We start from the raw sequence: 16,328 nt of genomic DNA on the forward strand, positions 1-16,328 counted from the left end.
CGACCTATGCGTATCAGTTCAAGCCCCTGATGCGAGCGGGGCGCCCTTGACCCAGGGGGGAGCATGGGGCTGAACATGGAGGGCATGGCCGACCGATACATCGAAGTCTCCCTCGCCAAGCGGGGAGTTCAGTGCACGGCAAAGCTGCTCGACGACCGCGCTCCGCAGACCTGTGCGGCGGTGTGGGACGCGCTTCCACTGGGCTCCGACGTCTACCACGCGAAATACGCGCGCAACGAGATCTACGCCCTTTTCCCGGCATTCGCGGACCGGGAGCCACCCCTGGAGAATCCGACCATCACCCCCATTCCGGGGGACCTCTGCTATTTCTCCTTTTCCGGTACGGAACTGGGAACCCAGGCATACGGCTACGAATCCGGTGCCGAGCTCAAGCCCGGCGCGGCCGTCGTCGACCTCGCCCTCTTCTACGAGCGCAACAACCTGCTGATCAACGGCGACGTCGGCTGGGTCCCGGGCATCGTCTGGGGCCAGGTCGTGGAAGGCCTCGACCGGATGGCCGAGGCCTGCCAGGACCTGTGGCGCGGCGGCGCGCTGGGCGAGACGCTCGCGTTCAGGCGGGCGTAGGCGCCGGAATCCCGGCGATCCCCGCCTCGTACAAGGTGTGCGCGGCACGCAGGACCAGCGCGTCCGCGTGCCGCGCGCCGACGATCTGAAGACCCACCGGCAGCCCGTCCGCGTCCACCCCCACCGGGACGGTCGCCGCCGGCTGCTGCGTCAGGTTGAACGGGTACGTGAACGGCGTCCACCCCGTCCAGCGCCGCAGCCCCGACCCCTTGGGCACCTCGGCGCCCGCCTCGAACGCCGTCAGCGGCAGCGTCGGCGTCACCAGCAGGTCGTACGACGAGTGGAACCGGCCCATCCGCCGCCCGAGTTCGGCCCGCGCGTCGACCGCCGCGAGATACGTGAGCGCGCTGACCCCGGACCCGTGCGCACAGATCTCGCGCAGGCCCGGATCGAGCAGCGCGCGCTGTGCGGGCGACAGGTTCTGCGTCACCCGCGCCGCCCCGCTGAACCACAGGGTGTGGAACGCCTCGACCGGGTCCGTGGCGTCCGGATCTGCCTCCTCGACGTACGCCCCGAGCCCCGCGAGCCCCTCCACCGCCTTGCGGACCGCCGCCGCGACCGCCGGCCGCACCGCGACCTGCCCGCCGAACGACGGCGAGAACGCGACGCGCAGGCCCCGCACCCCGCCGCGCAGCCCCTCGCGGAAACCGCCCTCCACCGGGCCGAGCTGTGTCCAGTCACGCCAGTCCGCGCCGGTGATCACGTCCATCATCAGTGCCGCGTCGGCCGCGTCCCGCGTCATCGGCCCCACATGCGCGAGCGTCCCGAACGCGGACGCGGGATAGAGCGGCACCCGCCCGTAGGTCGGCTTCAGGCCGAAGATCCCGCAGAACGCCGCCGGGATCCGCACCGAGCCGCCGCCGTCGGTGCCCAGGGACAGCGGCCCCGCCCCGAGCGTCACCGCCGCCGCGCTGCCGCCGCTCGATCCGCCCGAGGTGCGCGAGAGGTCGTACGGATTGCGGGTCACGCCCGACAGAGGCGAGTCCGTGACGCCCTTCCAGCCGAACTCCGGCGTCGTCGTGCGGCCCACGAACACCGCGCCGTGCTCGCGCAGCCGCGCCACGGACGGCGCGTCCTCCTCCCACGGGCCCTCGGCCCGCACCGTGCGCGAGCCGCGCAGCGTCGGCCCGCCGCGCATCAGCAGGATGTCCTTCACCGACACCGGGACCCCGTCCACCAGCCCCTGCGGCTCACCTCTGCGCCAGCGCTCCGCGCTCGCCTCCGCCTGCGCGAGGGCGGTCTCCGCGTCGAGCCGTACGAAGGCGTTGACCGCGGGATCCACCTCCTCGATGCGGCGCAGGACGGCCCGCGTGGCATCGACGGGGCTGAAATCGCCCTTGCGATAGCCGTCGACGAGCGCTTCCGCGGTCAGCTCGGTGAGCTCGGTCATCCGCTCTCCTCAGGTCGATCCGGGAGTGCCGGTCCGGGACCTGGATCAGTTGGATCAGCCAGATCATTCGGATCGGTCAGTGTCCGGGGACATACCCACGTTTCTTGTCGACCACGTTCGGAAGCGGCTCCCCGGACGCCCATTTCTCGTAGAACTCCACGAACTGGCGCGACAGTTCGTCCCGCCAGCCGACCGTGTCGCCGCTCATGTGCGGGGAGACGATCAGGCCGGGCGCGGTCCACAGGGCGCTGTCCTGCGGCAGCGGCTCGTGCTCGAACACGTCGAGCGCGGCGCCCGCGATCCACCGCTTGGCCAGCGCGTCGGCGAGATCGTCCTCGACGACGAGCTGCCCTCGGCCCACGTTGATGAAGCGGGCGGACGGCTGCATCATCCCGAAGAGCCGCGCGTCGAACATGCCGCGCGTGTCGTCGGTCAGCGGCGCCGCGCACACCACCCAGTCCGCGCGGGCGATCAGCCGCCCGAGGTCGGCCGGCCCGTGCACGCCGGACCGCGCGGTGCGCCCGACGAGCGCCGCCGTGATCCCGAGCGCCTTCAGCGTCGCGACGATCGCCCGGCCGATCGGCCCGGAGCCCACCACGCACGCCCGGGTACCCGCGACGCGCTGCGTCTCGCGGTGGCGCCATTCGCGCTCGCCCTGGAGAGCGAGCGTGCGCGGCAGGTCCTTCGCCATGGCGAGGACGAGCGCGCCGACGTACTCGGCGATCGGCTGGTCGAAGACGCCGCGCGCGTTCGTCACGACCGTGTCCGAGGCGGCGAGTTCCGGGCACATCAGCCGGTCGACGCCCGCGCTCGCGGTGTGCACCCAGCGCGGGCGCGGGCCCTCGCCCGGCCAGGCGCGGCGCACCGCGTCGGACAGGAAGTCCCACACCAGCAGCACGTCGGCCGAGGGGAGTTGAGCGGCGAGCGTCGACTCGTCGGCGTGCACGACGCGCGCCCGTCCCATGAGCCGGCCCAGGCGCGGCGGGGGGTCGTCGTCGAGCACCAGCAGGGTCACGTCAGACACATTCGCTCCGGTCGTCGGGCCGGGCCGTCATGGGCATCGGGCCGGGAATCCGGCTGGTCGTCGAGTTGGACATGGGGCCGGTCATCGGCAGAAACCGTTTCGCAACGATGGTCCGCTTCATTGGTAGGAAAAAGTGCGGATTGACCACGCTGGCACCCGAACCTACCTTCGTCAACAGAGGCACTTTTCCGTTGCCCAGCCCTGTCCCGACGTCCCGGCCCGACGGCCGGCTCTCCGCTGCATCGTCTCGTACGTCTCAAGAGACTTGGGGCCTGCTCATGGACGTCTCCTTCCTCGGCGGACCACACCCGCAACGCGGTGTCGGTGTCGTCGCACCCTTCGACTTCGCCCTCGACCGCGAACTGTGGCGCTGGGTTCCGGACGAGGTGTCACTGCACCTCACCCGTACGCCGTACGTGCCCGTCGAGGTCAGCCTCGACCTGGCCCGTCTGGTCAGTGAGCACGAGACCCTCGGCGAGGCGGTGCGCGCGCTGAGCGCCGCCGAACCCGAGGTCCTCGCGTACGCCTGTACGTCGGGCAGCTTCGTCGGCGGCATCGCCGGCGAACGCGCCATGTGCGAGGCCATGTTCCGGTCGGGCGAACGCCCCTCCGTCACCACGTCGGGCGCGCTCCTCGAAGCGCTCGCCGAGCTGGGCGCCCGCCGTATCGCCCTGGTCACGCCGTACACGCGGTCGGTGACCGAGTCGCTGGAGGAGTATCTGGCCGAGGCCGGCATCACCGTCACGGGCCGCGCCTTCCTCGGCCTGACCCGGCACATCTGGAAGGTTCCGTACCGGGACGTGGCCGACATGGCCAGGGGCGCGGCCCGCCTGGACGCCGACGCGCTGTTCATCAGCTGCACGAACCTGCCGACGTACGACGTCATCCCGCAGCTGGAGGCCGAGCTGCGGATCCCGGTGATCTCAGCCAATCAGGTCACGGTGTGGGCAGCGCTGCGCAGGCTGGGTACCCGTGCCGTGGGGCCGTATCAGGCGCTGCTCGACGAGTCGGCGCGCCACTGGCCGGCCCCCGAGCTGCCGCAGATGCCGCAGGAACCGGCCCATGAGCTGCCGGAAGAACAGGAAGGGTGGGCATGACCGCAGTCGGATTTCTCTACCCGGGACACTCGGCCGAGGACGACTATCCGCGTATCGAGATGCTGATCGACAGCGATGTGAGGCTGCCGCTCGTCCACACCGACATCGGTGAGGACGCGCACCGGGTCGACGCGCTGATCGAGATGGGCTCCCCGCAGCGGCTCGCCGCCGGTGTCGAGGAGCTGCGCCTGTCCGGCGCCGAGGCGGTCGTCTGGGCGTGCACCAGCGGCAGCTTCGTCCGGGGCTGGGAGGGCGCGCACGAACAGGTGCGGGACCTGGCCAGAACCGCGGGCCTGCCCGCCTCCAGTACGTCGTTCGCGTTCGCCCACGCCGTGGGCGAGGTCGGCGCGCGCAGCGTCGCGGTCGCGGCGACGTATCCGGAGGACGTGGCGGAGCACTTCCGCACGTTCCTGAAGGCGGCGGGCATCGAGGTCGTCTCGGTGCGCGGCAGCGGCATCGTCACGGCGGCCGAGGTCGGCACCTGGGGGTGGCCGGAGGTCAGGGCGATGGCGGAGGCCGGCGATCACGCGGACGCGCAGGCGCTGCTCCTGCCGGACACGGCCCTGCACACGGCGGCCTACGTCCGTGACCTGGAGCAGGAGCTGGGCAAGCCCGTGCTGACGGCCAACCAGGTCACCGTGTGGGAGGCACTGCGGCTTGCGGGGCGACGGGTGAACGCACCGGCGCTCGGCGCGCTCTTCACCAAGGAGCCGCTGGTGCAGATGTGATCCTCGTCAGGCCTTCGGAACAGGGCGTCCGGAATAAACCGGAGCCATCCTCCGTTAAGACCGGGCGCAGACAGCACCGTACTTACAGGAGGACTCCGTGGCCGGTAACGACGAGATCCGGGCAACCGCCCAGGGCACCGCCCCCGTGCCCCTCTCGGTCCTCGATCTGGTGACCGTGGGCGCCGGCCGCACCGCCACCGACGCCCTGCGGACCAGTGTCCAGATCGCCAAGCTCGCCGAGAACCGCGGCTTCAACCGCTACTGGGTCGCCGAACACCACTCCATGCCGGGCGTGGCGTCCTCGTCCCCGGCCGTGATCCTGGCGCATCTCGCCGCCCACACCGAGCGCATCCGCCTCGGCTCGGGCGGCGTCATGCTGCCCAACCACGCGCCCCTGGTCATCGCCGAGCAGTTCGGCACCCTGGAGGCGATGGCCCCGGGCCGTATCGACCTCGGCCTCGGCCGCGCCCCCGGCACCGACGGCGCGACGGCCGCCGCCCTGCGCCGCACCGACAGGCTCAACGAGGGCGCCGACGACTTCCCCCAGCAGCTCGCCGAGCTGACCCGGTTCCTCGACGACGACTTCCCGGACGGCCACCCCTACGCCCGCATCCACGCGGTCCCGGGCCCGGTCCAGGCCACGTCCCCCGGCGGCGTGCAGTCCCCGCACCGCCCGCCGATCTGGCTCCTCGGCTCCTCCGGCTTCAGCGCCCGCCTCGCCGGTGTCCTCGGCCTGCCCTTCGCGTTCGCGCACCACTTCTCCGCGCAGAACACGGTCCCGGCCCTCGACCTCTACCGCGAGTCCTTCAAGCCGTCCGCGGTCCTGTCCTCCCCGTACGCCCTCATCGGCGTCTCCGCGCTCGCCGCGGACGAGGAGAGGGAGGCCCGCCGCCAGGTCCTCGCGGCCGCCCTCAACATGGTCCGCCTGCGCACCGGCCGCCCCGGCCTCGTCCCGACCCCCGAGGAGGCGGAGACCTACGAATTCAGCCCGATGGAGCGGGAGTTCGTCGACAGCTGGAACTCGAACGTCATCCACGGCACCGCCGACGAGGTCCGCGCGGGCCTCGACGACCTCCAGAAGCGCACCGGCGCCGACGAGCTGATGCTCACCGCCAACGCCCACACCGCCGAGATCCGCCTCCGCAGTTACGAACTCGTCGCCGACGCGTACGGGCTGCCGCTCGGCTGACCCGGCCGACCGGGGGTGCCGCCTCGCTCGGGGAGGCGGCACCCCCGGTCTCTCACAACCGTCGGCGAAGCCGTCAGGAAGCCGTCAGCAGCGCGGAGATACGATCCGGCGCCACCGGGCGTGAGTACAGCCAGCCCTGCCCCGTGTCGCAGCCGATCTGGCGCAGGCGCGCCGCCTGCGCCGCCGTTTCCACGCACTCCGCGGTGACCGTGAGACCGAGCCGGTGCGCGAGCTGCACCATGGCCTCGACGATGACGGCGTCCGCCGGTGTCGCGTGCTCGCCCCCGTCGTCGTACTGGAATCCGCGCACGAACGAGCCGTCCAGCTTCAGGACCGACACCGGGAGCCTGCTCAGATACGCGAGGTTCGAGTAGCCGGTGCCGAAGTCGTCGATGGCGATGTGCACGCCCATGTCGCTGAGCGACTGCAGGGCCTGGAGGGGGCGGCCCGCCGAGCCCATCACCGCCGACTCCGTCAGCTCCAACTGGAGGAGTTCCGGGGCGAGTCCGGTCTCCGCGAGGACCTCGGCGACATCCGCCACCAGGTCCGAGTCCCACACCTGACGCACCGCCACGTTCACGCTCACGTAGACCGGCGGGGCCTCGGGGTGCTCCAGCTGCCAGCTGCGCGCCTGCCGGCACGCCGTGCGCAGGATCCACCGGCCCAGCTGCACGATCGATCCGTCCTCCTCGGCCAGTCCGATGAACCGATTCGGCGTGAGCATTCCGAACTGGGGGTGATCCCAGCGCACGAGCGCCTCGACGCCGCGCAGCACCCCGTCGCCCAGATTCACCAGGGGCTGGTACTCGAGGACGAACTCGCCGCGCTCCACCGCGGGACGCAGGCCCGACGACAGGGCCTGGCGGGTCATCCGGTGCGCGTTGCGCTCCGGGTCGAAGAGGGTCCAGCGCGCCTTGCCATCGGCCTTCGCCCAGTACAGCGTGGTGTCCGCGGCCTGCATCAGGCCCGTCGCCGTCGTGCCCTCCATGTGCCGCTCCACGACCCCGATCGAGGCCGACACGGCGAGCCGCTGCCCTGACAGGTCGAACGGCTCCTGGACCGCGCGGAGCACCGATTCGGCGAGCCCCGCAAGCTGTTCCGTACCGGCCGAGTCCTCCACGAGCAGCGCGAACTCGTCGCCGCCGAGCCGTGCGACCAGCGGCGCCGCGGCTCCCCGGCCGTAGCCGATCCGGTCGGCGCAGCGCGTCAGGCGCTCGGCGACGGCGGCGAGCAGCCGGTCCCCGATGCCGTGCCCGAGCGTGTCGTTGACCGCCTTGAACCCGTCGAGGTCGAGGTAGCACAGCCCGATCCGGCCGCTGCCCGCCCCGTCGTACGCGCCCGCCTCCAGCGCGGCGGAGAGCCGCTCGAAGAACAGCGTGCGGTTCGGCAGCCGGGTCACCGGGTCGTGCATCTGCAAGTGCCGCAGCCGCGCCTGGAGTTCACGGCGGGCGCTGATGTCGGTGAGGGAGAGCAGCACCGTACGGCCGCCCGGCACCGGCGAGACGGTGACCTGCACCCACACGGAGTGCCCGTCGGGGTGCTTGATCCTGCGGGTGCACGTCAGCCGCGCCTGCCGCCCGCGCAGCACCTCTTGGTACGTGTGCCAGGTGCGGGAGTCGGACGCCAGGTCCACCAGCTCCGCCGCCGTGAGCCCGGTCAGCCGGCCCGGGTCCTCCACGCCGAGCATCACGGCGAGCGCGGCGTTCGCGGTGACCACCTGGCCCCGGCGGTCCACGACGGCCAGGGCGAGGGGTGCGGCGAGGAAGGCCGAGAGGTAGGGCGCGGGCGGGGACGCCGGCGGGGGAGGGGGTTCGACACCGAGCGCCTCGTGGACCCGGGCGTCCGGGCCCGTGCGTACGGAGTCGGGGGCGGGGGCGTGCGGGGGCGCCGCCACTGCTGCGGAACTCTCCGTGACGGCGCGGCGGGTGGAGTCGGGTGCCGCGTCGGCCGCGGTCATCGGCCCTTCGGACATTCCGCTCACCGCTCGCTCCCGCAGTGCAGTCGTTCCGGGGGTCCGGGAGGGTTGCTCCCGGGTCATCACAGTCTGGGTGGCGAACGGCCTTCGCAGCCGGGCCCGCGCAGGAAAGTGTGCCGATCATAGAGGCAGCCCCGAGGCGCGAGCCAGCCTTGCCCGCCCGATCCGCCGGTTCGGCGGCATCCCGGGGTGGCCGGCAGATCGTTTCTGCTCGTCTCTGGCACTGCTTCTGGCCTCCCGCGATCACGCGTGACGTTCTGTGACTGACCGGGGTGTCGCCCCCTCACCCGACCGGGCCAGATAAACAGGGCGAAGTACTACAAATCCCCACACTCTGGGTTGGGTGTCCCGCTTTCCCCATCCGGAGGTCGACTTGCCGCGTCCGCTGCCACCCGGTGGAGTGGAGAGGCCCCGCCTGCGCTCCGTCGGTGCGGCCCTCACCGCGCTCACCGCCATGGCCGCCACGTCCCTGGTCGCAGGCCCCGCGATCGCCGCCCCGTACGCGGGTCCCTGTGCGCTGGAGCGCACGGCGGCTCACCACTCGGAGGGCCTCGACACCTGGAACAACGCCTACCCGCGCCCGGTCCGGACCCTCAACGCGGTGATGGTCTTCCTCTCCTTCCCCGACTCCCGGCCGACGACCACCCCCGAGGAACTGACGGCCGACTACTTCCCCGCCACCAGCGACTTCTACAAGCGGGCCTCCTACGGAAAGTTCCACCTGGTCCCGCACCCGCAGCGCCGCTGGCTCCGCATGCCGCACGCCTCGACCTCGTACGCCATAGAGCGCGACTGGGACGCCGCGCACCGTGGCGCCTATCTGCGCGACGCCCTCGCCACGGCCGACCCGCACACCGACTTCAGCAAGTTCGACATCGTCTACTTCGTCGCCGACCCCGATGCCCCGGGCGTCGACTCGGACGCCACGAAGGTCGTCAACTTCGACCATCCGATGCGCGCCGACGGTACGGACATCAAGCGCGTCGTCACGGTCTTCGAGCAGCATCCGCCGGACCGCAACGTCCTGGCCCACGAGACGGGCCACGTCTTCGACCTGCCGGACCTCTACCACCGGCCGACCGACGGCAAGGGCGACTGGGACACGTATGTCGGTGACTGGGACGTCATGGGCAGTCAGTTCGGGCTCGCACCCGACTTCTTCGGGTGGCACAAGTGGAAGCTGGGGTGGCTGGACCGGCGGCAGGTGGTGTGCGTGACGGGCAGCCGGCGGCTCACCCTCGAACCCCTGACGTCCGCACCCGCGCGGGCGGGCGCGGCGCCCGGAACCAACGGTCCGCCCTTCGGCGTGGGCGACGGGACGAAGCTCGCCGTCGTGCGCACCGGGGAGGACAGCGCGATCGCTCTGGAGGCCCGCGGCGCCGACGGCAACGACGCGGCGACGTGCTCCGAGGGTGTCCTCGTCTACCGCGTGCGCAACGAGACCCCCTCCGGCAGCGGTCCGGTCCAGGTGCTCGACGCGCACCCCGACACGGACGCGTGCTACGGCGACTCGGTCTATCCGCCGCTCGCGGACGCACCGGTACGGGTGGGCGAGAGTTTCACGGTGCCGGGCGAGAACGTACGGGTGAAGGTCGAGGGGCGCACGCGGTCGGGGGCTTGGACGGTCAAGGTCGAGACGGGCTGAACGACTGTCGTGGTGGCCACGCCGGCGCACCGGTGTCGCGAGGAGCGGCAGGTCTTCCGAGCGCCCGCCGCACCGGCATACATAAGAAGCCCCCCACTCGCGTGGAGGGCCTTCGCTGTGTCTGTGCGCCGCCAGGGACTCGAACCCCGGACCCGCTGATGCTGTGTCTTTCCGGGGGACGACCCCCGGACCCCCAGCCGTCTTCGCTGCGTCGGGGCGGGCCCGCCGATAGCGAAGGCCCCCCACTCGCGTGGAGGGCCTTCGCTGTGTCTGTGCGCCGCCAGGGACTCGAACCCCGGACCCGCTGATTAAGAGTCAGCTGCTCTAACCAACTGAGCTAGCGGCGCCTGCTGACGTCGTAGACCTTAGCATCCTGATCCGGGCCAGGAAAAATCGATATCCGCATCGCAGGTTTGGCACTCGCGCGGGCCGCCCGGACGCAGGCCCAGAGCAGTACCTCGGGCCCCGGCAGCCACGGGTGGCGGGTGTCGGGGGCGACCACCCAGCGTGAGTCGGCGCGGGGACCCCCGGCGTGGTCGGTGCCTCCGGCCGGCGGCGGGACGGTCACGGCGTCACCGCTTCCATGGCACAGGAGAGGTGGCACGGCGGGGCCCCATTCCTCCCACCCCAGGAGCGAGGGCAGCCGGTGGGCGGTGCCGGGTGCCGCGAACAGGAGCATGCGGCCGCGGCGCGCGGCGACCGGGCCCGAGCCGGGGCCGTCCTCCCACAGCGCGTCCAGCATCCGGCGCCCGAACATCGACGGCGCGTTCACCACGTCGAAGGCGGTGCCGCAGGGCAGCACCACGGGGGCGCCGGGCCGTGACTCCCAGAACGCGAGGGTGCTGCGTGGATGCGTTCCTGCCGACGCGAGCCACGCGGAGCCCTCCCGGGTGGCGCCCGCTATGTCGAATCGCTCGTACCGGGTCAGCGGGCCGGTGCTGTTCTGGGGATGTGTGGCGCTCATAGCATTTACATCTACCGGCCGTGAGCGCGCGACTTCCCAGGGTTGCCGGAAATCGGGACAGGAGGGGGCGGGGGGGAGTATCTTGCCCCGTGGCATATGCCAGATGATCTTTACGGGTGTGGGCGCTGCGGCGTTGCTACGGCCCGTTCTCGGCAGGCCCGCGCATCAGGTCGCGGCCGAACTCGACCATCTTCTTCGCGTAGTCCTCGGTCCACTGCGCCTGCTCGGCGATCGCTGCGGCCGTCAGGCGGTCGAAGCGGCGCGGGTCGGCGAGCTGGGCTGCCGCCATGGCCTGGAACTCCATGGACCGGTCGGTCGCGGCACGGAACGCGTGCGTCAGCTCCGTGGCGCGGGCGAGCAGCGCACGCGGGTCCTCGATCGCCTCCAGGTCGAAGAAGTGCTCCGGGTCCGCGGCGGCCTCGGCCGGCTCGAAGAGCAGCGGGGCCGGACGCATCCGCCTCTCGGTACGGGCCCGCTCGGGCTCGGCCATGATGTTCCTCCTCGTACGGTGTGCAGCCCCCGTCGCCGCCGGGGCCACCTTCTATTCTCCGCAGGCCCGCAAGAGCGCCCCTTTCTTCAGTTCAAGGCGTCCACGCCACCCGGTGTTCCGTGAGGCGGGCCAGTACCGCGTGATTCGCCTCCCAGCCGTCCGGGAATTTCACCGTCACTCCCAGTTGGACCGGTTCCGTCGACGGGTGGTCGTCCAGGAGGTCGGGGACGCCCGCGCGGCAGACCACGATGCACGCGTGGCGGTGGCGGGACGCCAGGACGCACAGGCGGCCGGTCTCCAGGTGGAACGCTGTCGCGTCGGGGCGGCCCGAGAGCGGGTGCAGGACGACCGTGACGTCGAACTCGCGGCCCTGCAGCCGGTTCGCCGTGTCCACGGTGACGTCCGTGACGCCGAGCTCCGCGAGTGCCGAGCGCACCGCCGCCGCCTGGTCGCGATGCGCCGTGCCGACCGCGATGCGGTCCGCCGTGAGGGGGGACGGGTCGGGGCCGCGCTCCGAGAGCGTGACGCCACCGCGGTCGAGCAGGCGCCGCACCACCTGGGCCAGGGCCCGTACCGCCTCGGGATCCGTGCGGGGCGTGTGCGCGGCCGGGAGTTCGAGCAGGCCCCAGCCCGACTCCGCCGCCTCGTCGATCACCCGGTCCGGGCCCGAGCCGTCGGAGGCCACCGTGAACCCCAGGCTGCGGTCGCCGTGGTCCGTACCGCTGCGGAACGGCGTGTACGGGTAGAAGGCGCCGGAGACCAGCGGCGCGGCGGACGCCGGGAGGCGCCAGGAGACAGGGAGCCGGTGCTGCGGCAGCTCGGGGTTGTGCGCCAGGAGCGTCGTCACGGCGGACGCCGACGGGTCGTACGACAGGCCCGCCCACTGTTCGGCCCCGACGATCGCGAACGGGTCCAGCTGGCCCGGATCGCCCACGAACAGCGCCCGCTCGAACAGGCCCGCCACAGCGAGCAGCGCGTCCGAACGCATTTGGTACGCCTCGTCGACGATGGCGTGCTGCCAGGGGTCGATGTCCTTGACGTGTGCCCACTTCGCGGCCGTCGAGATGACGACCGGCAGCGGCGCGAGGTCACCGGCCTTGGTCGACTTGCGCACGTTGACCAGGTCGTCGAGTGCCTTGTCGTACGGGTCGGGGTCGCTGCTGTGCAGGCGCCCGACGGGCAGCTCGGGGTTCTTCTCGGCGAGGCGCAGGACGAGGTCGTCGACCTGCGCGTTCGTCTGGGCGATGACCATCAACGGGCGTCCCGCCTCCGCCAGTTCGAGCGCGGCCCGCACCACGAGTGTCGACTTCCCGGCGCCGGGCGGGGAGTCCACGACGGTGCCGCGGGCCGTGCCGTGCAGGGTGTCGTGGAGGATCGCGGCGGTGGCGCGGCCGGCCGCCGCCCCCGGGTCGAACGGGGCGTCGCTGCTCGTGCCGGAGCGGCCTCGCTGATGCGGTGCGGCCGTCACAGCAGATCCTCCGTGGTCACGGCGTCCGGCGCCTCGGGCACCGGCGCACCCGAGCCGTCCATGCGCGGCGGACCGCCGTGTGTCCACGGCGTCTCCTCCGGGTCCGGCAGCTTCGGGCCGCCCCGCTGCTCGTGCTCGAAGAGCGTGAAGCACACCTGGTCACCCTTCTCCGGGACGGATCCAGGCTCCGGCTCCTTGCCGCGGCCCATCTTGTCCAGGACGCGCAGGACGACCCCGCCCCCGGCGTCGTACGACACGAACTCCGCGGCCTGCGGCTTGCCGTCGAGCGAGCGGTACACCTTCGTGCGCTCGCCGAGATGCGGCACGTCGTCGGTGCGGACGGTGATCAGGGGGCGCGGCCGGTTCCTCTCGTTGTACGCCGGCACCGACTCGGTCACCTCGCCCGCGAACGCCTCCCCGGTGAGCCTGCGGCCCGCCATGACCAGCGGGTCGTCGAGCGCCTCCTGCGCGTCCAGCCTGGCCTGCTCGCGCTCGCGCGTCGCCAGCTTGTTGGCCGCCGTCACCGCGTCGTCGCGGCGCGGCTGTGGCGGCTCGCCCGCGGCCACGCGGTCCCGGTGGCCGGTGAACGACCAGCGGTCGCGCGTCCAGCGCTCCGCTGCGCGCGGCCCCTCGGGGAGCGTGCACAGCGCGTCCAGGCCGCGCCACACCGCGTCCCAGGTGGGCCGGGTCCGGCTCTCGACGAGCGCGTGGATCTCGCGCTCGGCCGCCGTCAGCGCGGCCAGCCTCGCGTCCGCCTCGATGCCGTCCTCGGCGGCGGCCAGCAGGGTGCGGGCCTTGTCGTAGCGCTCGATCGCGGGCGCCAGCAGCTTGTTGTCGAACGCGGGGTCGGTGGCCGGGCCCGCGGGCGGGCAGACGAGCTGGCCGTCCTTGTCCCGGGCCAGCTCGGCGCGGAGCGCGGCCTCGGCGCCCGACGTGCCCTCCGGGGCCTCGATCCAGGCGAGCAGCGCGCCCAGGTGCTGGTCCTCCAGGGTGGACTGGCCCGTCGCCCAGTGCCGGGACAGCAGGTCCGTCATGGCGAGCAGCAGCGCGGAGCCGGGAACCCTGGCCCGCTCCCCGAAGTGCGTCAGCCAGCGGCCCAGGAGCGGGACGTGGGGCGGCGCGGGATAGGGCGCCTCGGGCTCCTGCTCGGCGGTGCGGCGGAACCGCATCGAGCGCCCCAGAAGCCGTACGAACTCGATGCCGGAGCGGCTCGGCAGGATCAGCTGCGGCGCGTCCGCGCACAGCTCGACCTCCACCTTGACCCGCTTGCCGGTCGTGGGGTCCGTCTCGGCGCGCTCGGCGGCCTCGACGTCGGCCGCGAACCCGTCGACGTACGGCAGGACGATCCCTGCCAGCTCGGCGAGGAAGGCGAAGCGCAGGTCCCGGTCGCGTGGCTGGGGCACCACGAGGAGCCGGGGCGAGGTGCGCTCCGTGCCGACGAGCGCGCCGAGCGGGGCGCCCGCCTCACCGGCCGTGATGAGCGGGACGAGGACGAGGGGGCGCTGCGACAGACGGCGGTGCCGCACGGTCGCGACCGGCTGGGCGCGCCCGCTCTGCACGGCCTCCAGGCGGGCCAGATCGTTGATCAGCGGCATGCCGGCGCCGCCTCTCCCCGCGCGCCGAGCGCCTCGGCGCGCAGCCGGGCCGCCCGGCGCAGGGCGGCGACCGCCGGGTCCAGCGGGTCGCCGGAGTGGCCATGGGCGGCGGAGAGGACCTCGTCGACCGTGGTCAGACCGCCCAGTTCGGCCCGCAGGCCGCGGCCGAGCGCGGTGACCGCGCCCTCCTCGCGGGCCCGGTCGCGGCAGTGGAACGCCAGCTCGCACGCGGCCAGGCACTCCGGCGCGTACGTCGCCGGCACCGACTCGACCGCCTCCGTCAGCTCGTCCACGGGCAGCGTGACGTCGAAGCAGGTGCCCTCGGGCAGCGCGTCCGCGATGTCCTCGATGCGGGTGAGCCGCTCCAACTGCCGCCGCGTCACCGACAGCTGCTTGGGTACGTCGACGGCGGACGCCGCCGGAAGGTTGCTGAAGTCCTTGGGGCAGACGAGCAGGATCCGGTGCCTGACCTCGGGCGCCGGGTCCAGGTGCCCGGCGACCCGCTCAAGGGCCAGCACGTACACCGCGGCCTGGCGGGCCGCTGCGCCGACCTTCGCCGCGTCCGCGCTGCCGTCGATCATCGGGAAGGACTTGATCTCGACGACCGTCCACGTCCCGTCGGGGTGCACGACCACCGCGTCCGGTTCGAGGAAGGCCGGGGTGCCCGCGACGTCCAGGGCGAGCATGGGGTGCTCCAGGAACGTCCAGGCGCCGGAGGCGGTCGCTTCCGCCGTCGCCTCGCGCAGCGCGAGCGCCGTACGGGCGGTGCGGCCCTCGGGCCCGACCGCCGTCAGATCCGGCGTACGGGCCTCGCCCGGCACCGGCTCCGGGCCGCCGCCCATGCGCTCGTGCACGAGCCGGAGCAGCTCCGTGCCCCCGTCGGCCTTGACCTTCGCCTCGAACGCGTTCCCCCGCATGAACGCGAACTGCGACTGGCCGAATCCGGACGGCGCCCCGAGCGCGTCCGCGAGCCGCGCCTTGTCGACACCCGCCCCGTCGAGCAGCGCGCGCCGCCGGCACCCGGGGTTCGCCGCGAGCGCGGCCAGCGCCCGCGCGTCGAGCGCCCGTGGCGGTATGTCACTGCCACGCAGCTCAGCGAGCTTTCCCCAAACTCTCGGCTTCGCTCGAGCAGGGGAGGCCCCAATCCGCAGTGCCGCCCCCCGCGTCGGAGGAGCGGGCACCCGGGCCGCCGCCCGGTCCTGCACTGACCTTGCGCTGTCGGGGAATTCGCTCACCCGCCGAAGTCTGGCACTCCCCACTGACAATCGAGGACGCCGCCGTGGAGGCCGGGGCGGGAGAGGTGCGGCCGGGCCGTGCGGAACCGGCCACGGGCGCGCTGCGCACCCGGGCCCGTACGAGGTCCGCGGTCCGCACCACGCGCCGGCTCACCAGGAATCCGAGGCCCATCACGGCGGCCCCGGCGAGCGCGTCGAGGAAGTAGTGGTTCGCGGTGCCCATCACCACGAAGGCGGTGATCAGCGGGTAGGCGATGCCGGCCGCCCTGACCAGCGGCGTACGGCCGTGGCGCCACAGCATGACCCCGCACCACATCGCCCAGCCGACGTGCAGGCTGGGCATCGCCGCGTACTGGTTGGTCATGCCGCCGAGCCCGCGCGGGGCGCTCGCCTCGCCGCCCCACCAGCCCCACGAGCTGTACTGGGCCATGGTGTCGACGAAGCCGTGGCCGGGGGACAGCAGGCGCGGCGGGCAGGTCGGTACGAGGGTGAAGCCGATCAGGCCGATCAGGGTGGAGGTCATCAGCCAGGTCCGGGCGGCGCGGAAGTGGGCGGCGCGGCTGCGGAAGAGCCAGATCAGGATGCCCGGGGTGACGAGGTAGTGCAGTGAGGCGTACCAGAAGTCGGCGGGGACACCGATCCAGGCCTCGGCGGTGAAGAGACGGTTCAGCGGGTGTTCGAGGTTGAGATGGAGTGCCTTCTCGGCCCGGAGTATCGCGAGGCCGTGGTCGACGGCGCCCGCCTCGTCCCCGCGCACCATGAGCCGGCCCGCCGAATAGGCGGCGTACACCAGCACGATCAGCGGCAGTTCGGTCCACCGGCGCAGCCGGTCGCCTGTCGCCGCAGTGGACGGTGCCTCGGTCTGCGACATCGGGCCGCTCCCCCTTAACTCCCTGTACGGCGGCCCGTGGCCACGTGGACCACTTTACGGTGTATGTGTCCG

General features: G+C 72.7%; 14 protein-coding genes and 1 tRNA gene. 5 read left to right on the forward strand and 10 right to left on the reverse strand.

Annotated features, from left to right (window positions below):
- Positions 1-84 precede the first annotated feature (84 nt).
- A complete protein-coding gene (locus tag OG758_RS30395) occupies positions 85-585 on the forward strand; it encodes a DUF3830 family protein (RefSeq protein WP_326716082.1) in 501 nt (166 codons plus the stop codon).
- Here the strand turns inward: OG758_RS30395 and OG758_RS30400 are convergent.
- Complete coding sequence (locus OG758_RS30400; RefSeq protein ID WP_326712853.1) at positions 572-1,975, reverse strand: amidase; 1,404 nt, start codon at positions 1,973-1,975, stop codon at positions 572-574. The two genes, OG758_RS30395 and OG758_RS30400, sit on opposite strands and share 14 nt — an antisense overlap.
- Before the next feature lie 76 nt (positions 1,976-2,051).
- Positions 2,052-2,939, reverse strand: coding sequence for a D-2-hydroxyacid dehydrogenase (locus tag OG758_RS30405; protein ID WP_326716083.1), 888 nt, complete (start codon positions 2,937-2,939; stop codon positions 2,052-2,054).
- A gap of 338 nt (positions 2,940-3,277) precedes the next feature.
- Here OG758_RS30405 and OG758_RS30410 point away from each other — a divergent pair, with 338 nt between their 5' ends.
- The 3 genes from OG758_RS30410 (at position 3,278) to OG758_RS30420 (ending at position 6,013) form a co-directional block, all read left to right on the forward strand.
- Positions 3,278-4,096, forward strand: a complete 819-nt coding sequence (locus OG758_RS30410) for a maleate cis-trans isomerase family protein (RefSeq protein WP_266563941.1) — start codon at positions 3,278-3,280, stop codon at positions 4,094-4,096.
- Positions 4,093-4,824: a maleate cis-trans isomerase family protein gene (locus OG758_RS30415; RefSeq protein ID WP_326712854.1), complete on the forward strand. Its 732-nt coding sequence runs from the start codon at positions 4,093-4,095 to the stop codon at positions 4,822-4,824. Before OG758_RS30410 ends, OG758_RS30415 begins: the two co-directional genes overlap by 4 nt.
- A 97-nt stretch (positions 4,825-4,921) precedes the next feature.
- Positions 4,922-6,013 (forward strand): LLM class flavin-dependent oxidoreductase, encoded by a 1,092-nt coding sequence (locus tag OG758_RS30420; RefSeq protein WP_326712855.1) that lies wholly within the window; start codon positions 4,922-4,924, stop codon positions 6,011-6,013.
- 73 nt (positions 6,014-6,086) lie between these two features.
- Here OG758_RS30420 and OG758_RS30425 read toward each other — a convergent pair whose 3' ends face one another.
- Positions 6,087-7,994, reverse strand: coding sequence for a putative bifunctional diguanylate cyclase/phosphodiesterase (locus OG758_RS30425; RefSeq protein ID WP_372562514.1), 1,908 nt, complete (start codon positions 7,992-7,994; stop codon positions 6,087-6,089).
- A gap of 337 nt (positions 7,995-8,331) precedes the next feature.
- On the opposite strand from OG758_RS30425, the gene OG758_RS30430 reads away from it, so the two are divergent.
- Positions 8,332-9,633, forward strand: a complete 1,302-nt coding sequence (locus tag OG758_RS30430; RefSeq protein ID WP_326712856.1) for a M6 family metalloprotease domain-containing protein — start codon at positions 8,332-8,334, stop codon at positions 9,631-9,633.
- A 273-nt stretch (positions 9,634-9,906) separates the two neighbouring features.
- Here the strand turns inward: OG758_RS30430 and OG758_RS30435 are convergent.
- From OG758_RS30435 to OG758_RS30465, 7 genes are all read right to left on the reverse strand, one after another.
- Positions 9,907-9,980: transfer RNA gene (locus tag OG758_RS30435), tRNA-Lys, on the reverse strand.
- Positions 9,971-10,597 carry a bifunctional DNA primase/polymerase gene (locus OG758_RS30440; RefSeq protein ID WP_326712857.1) on the reverse strand — a complete coding sequence of 209 codons (627 nt, stop codon included), beginning with the start codon at positions 10,595-10,597 and terminating at the stop codon, positions 9,971-9,973. Before OG758_RS30440 ends, OG758_RS30435 begins: the two co-directional genes overlap by 10 nt.
- A gap of 136 nt (positions 10,598-10,733) precedes the next feature.
- Positions 10,734-11,087: a hypothetical protein gene (locus OG758_RS30445; protein WP_326712858.1), complete on the reverse strand. Its 354-nt coding sequence runs from the start codon at positions 11,085-11,087 to the stop codon at positions 10,734-10,736.
- Between the two features lie 91 nt (positions 11,088-11,178).
- Positions 11,179-12,555, reverse strand: coding sequence for an AAA domain-containing protein (locus OG758_RS30450; RefSeq protein WP_326712859.1), 1,377 nt, complete (start codon positions 12,553-12,555; stop codon positions 11,179-11,181).
- Complete coding sequence (locus tag OG758_RS30455; protein ID WP_326712860.1) at positions 12,552-14,150, reverse strand: hypothetical protein; 1,599 nt, start codon at positions 14,148-14,150, stop codon at positions 12,552-12,554. Before OG758_RS30455 ends, OG758_RS30450 begins: the two co-directional genes overlap by 4 nt.
- The gene (locus OG758_RS30460; protein ID WP_442810357.1) at positions 14,141-15,331 is read right to left on the reverse strand and encodes a hypothetical protein; all 1,191 of its coding nucleotides are present in this window, start codon (positions 15,329-15,331) and stop codon (positions 14,141-14,143) included. The genes OG758_RS30455 and OG758_RS30460 overlap by 10 nt, the downstream gene beginning before the upstream one ends.
- The gene (locus OG758_RS30465) at positions 15,243-16,256 is read right to left on the reverse strand and encodes a phosphatase PAP2 family protein (RefSeq protein WP_326712861.1); all 1,014 of its coding nucleotides are present in this window, start codon (positions 16,254-16,256) and stop codon (positions 15,243-15,245) included. Before OG758_RS30465 ends, OG758_RS30460 begins: the two co-directional genes overlap by 89 nt.
- Positions 16,257-16,328: the final 72 nt, after the last annotated feature.

Origin of the sequence: Streptomyces sp. NBC_01474 (genome assembly GCF_035918215.1) — a bacterium.
Lineage (GTDB): Bacteria > Actinomycetota > Actinomycetes > Streptomycetales > Streptomycetaceae > Streptomyces > Streptomyces aureus.

Bases quoted from the DNA above. Each gene is read 5' to 3' on its own strand.
- OG758_RS30445 (WP_326712858.1), bottom strand. From the start codon at position 11,087: ATGGCCGAGCCCGAGCGGGCCCGTACCGAGAGGCGGATGCGTCCGGCC.
- OG758_RS30395 (WP_326716082.1), top strand. From the start codon at position 85: ATGGCCGACCGATACATCGAAGTCTCCCTCGCCAAGCGGGGAGTTCAG.
- OG758_RS30440 (WP_326712857.1), bottom strand. From the start codon at position 10,597: ATGAGCGCCACACATCCCCAGAACAGCACCGGCCCGCTGACCCGGTAC.
- OG758_RS30410 (WP_266563941.1), top strand. From the start codon at position 3,278: ATGGACGTCTCCTTCCTCGGCGGACCACACCCGCAACGCGGTGTCGGT.
- OG758_RS30405 (WP_326716083.1), bottom strand. From the start codon at position 2,939: ATGGGACGGGCGCGCGTCGTGCACGCCGACGAGTCGACGCTCGCCGCT.
- OG758_RS30415 (WP_326712854.1), top strand. From the start codon at position 4,093: ATGACCGCAGTCGGATTTCTCTACCCGGGACACTCGGCCGAGGACGAC.
- OG758_RS30455 (WP_326712860.1), bottom strand. From the start codon at position 14,150: ATGCCGCTGATCAACGATCTGGCCCGCCTGGAGGCCGTGCAGAGCGGG.
- OG758_RS30400 (WP_326712853.1), bottom strand. From the start codon at position 1,975: ATGACCGAGCTCACCGAGCTGACCGCGGAAGCGCTCGTCGACGGCTAT.
- OG758_RS30465 (WP_326712861.1), bottom strand. From the start codon at position 16,256: ATGTCGCAGACCGAGGCACCGTCCACTGCGGCGACAGGCGACCGGCTG.